This is a genomic window from Arsukibacterium sp., assembly GCF_036735525.1.
GTDB lineage: Bacteria > Pseudomonadota > Gammaproteobacteria > Enterobacterales > Alteromonadaceae > Alishewanella.
This window is the reverse complement of sequence record NZ_DAINOE010000208.1, coordinates 1-1486: the sequence shown is the minus strand read 5'-3', so window position 1 is coordinate 1486 and position 1486 is coordinate 1. Positions and strand designations below refer to the sequence as shown.

Genomic DNA, 1486 nt, shown 5'->3' with positions numbered 1-1486 from the left:
GCGTCAATTCGCGATGTTATCCTGTTCCCGCATATGCGCTTACACCATGATAAGTAGTTAAATATACAGGTTATAAAGCCAGACTCCGGTCTGGCTTTTTGCTTTATATTGCCAGTATTCTTTGCTGTTGGCCGGTCATTTCTACACTATACTGGTACAGTATTATGGCTTTTTAGTTAGTTTCAAAATATTTAAATAATTGATTTTTCATTATTTATCGTCGTTGTGTTAATCTGGTAGTGGTTTTGTACTAATCTTATAAGTAAGACTGATTGACACAAGCTGAGGTTAGCAGGCGCAGTTCAGCTGTGTTTTCGTTAAACAAGCAGGAGGTTTAAAATGGCAACAACTCAAGCTAATACCAATGCTGGCAATTCAGCAATTAAATCGCCTGTAACTGAGCGCGCCTCTGAGGCTGCACATCATGCAGTTGATGCAATGGCGGAAAAAGCGGCAACAGCCGAAGATAGCTTACGCAGAACAGCGGCCAGTTCAAAAGCGACTATAGATCAGAAGCAGGAAGAGCTGAAAATGCAAATGCAAAGTACTTTTGAGCGTAGTAAGCAATTTGCGCAGGAAAACCCTATAGCGGCAGCTGGGATTGCTTTTGCTGCCGGTATGTTAGTTAGCGCACTGCTGCGCCGAAACTAACGATGGCAGGTTCTGGAGACACTGAGCCGCAGGCGGCAGCTGAGCCATTACCGCAACAGGTGTTAGCTCAGTTAACTGAGATTGCTGCTTTATTAAGTTTGACTGCTGAGCAGTATCAACAGCAAGCCCGGCTTACCCGGCAGACAGCTCAGGCTGAGTTGGCTTTGTCGCGACGTAGTTTAATGCTGGCCGTGGCCTTATTGGTGGCATTGGGTGCCGGGGGCGTCATGCTGTGGGGTTGCGTACTGGTGTTTGCAGGTTATGCGCTGTTACACGCCACCGACTCGGTCGCCCTCACCGGGGCTTTATTAGTGATGCTGCAATTGGCGGCCTTGTACTGGTGCTGGCGTAATGTCCGTTATTTGCTGAAGCAGGTTGGCTTTAGCCATACCATAGCGCAATTGCGAGATATGTTCGGTAGCCATACTGAGGCTGCAGGAGGCAAAAGTGATCATCGATCTGTTGATTAAAAAGCAGCAGTTGCAGTTGCAGCAATGCACAGCTGAATATCAGCAGCATAAAGCAGTGCGTCAGGCTTATTTATGGCTGCTTGGCCAACGCAGTAAGCAATTTATCGGATCAGTGCCTGGCCTGGCGCTGAGTTTCAGTGTGGGTATGTTAATGCCATTGCGGCATAACGCCACTTTTAAAATGGTCTGGCGGCTGGGTGGCTTACGCTGGCTGCGAAGCTGGTTATAACTTAACTGCCATCTAACCTCAATCCCTGCATCTGGCCTTTACTGCGGCACGCTGGGCCAGGGATCACTGTGTCGTGGGTTAGTGATAAACTGCTGATCGGTTAAGCCATGCAAAAAAGCCAGCAAAGCAGCACGCT

3 protein-coding genes are annotated in these 1486 nt (G+C 48.0%); all 3 read left to right on the top strand.

Features of this window, described 5'->3' with window-relative positions:
* Positions 1-339 precede the first annotated feature (339 nt).
* The 3 genes from V7D78_RS17335 to V7D78_RS17325 are packed head-to-tail and all read left to right on the top strand — an operon-like array spanning position 340 to position 1350.
* Positions 340-651: a DUF883 domain-containing protein gene (locus V7D78_RS17335; protein ID WP_333609701.1), complete on the top strand. Its 312-nt coding sequence runs from the start codon at positions 340-342 to the stop codon at positions 649-651.
* 2 nt (positions 652-653) lie between these two features.
* A complete protein-coding gene (locus V7D78_RS17330) occupies positions 654-1121 on the top strand; it encodes a hypothetical protein (RefSeq protein WP_333609700.1) in 468 nt (155 codons plus the stop codon).
* Complete coding sequence (locus V7D78_RS17325; protein WP_333609699.1) at positions 1099-1350, top strand: hypothetical protein; 252 nt, start codon at positions 1099-1101, stop codon at positions 1348-1350. The genes V7D78_RS17330 and V7D78_RS17325 overlap by 23 nt, the downstream gene beginning before the upstream one ends.
* Positions 1351-1486 lie beyond the last annotated feature (136 nt).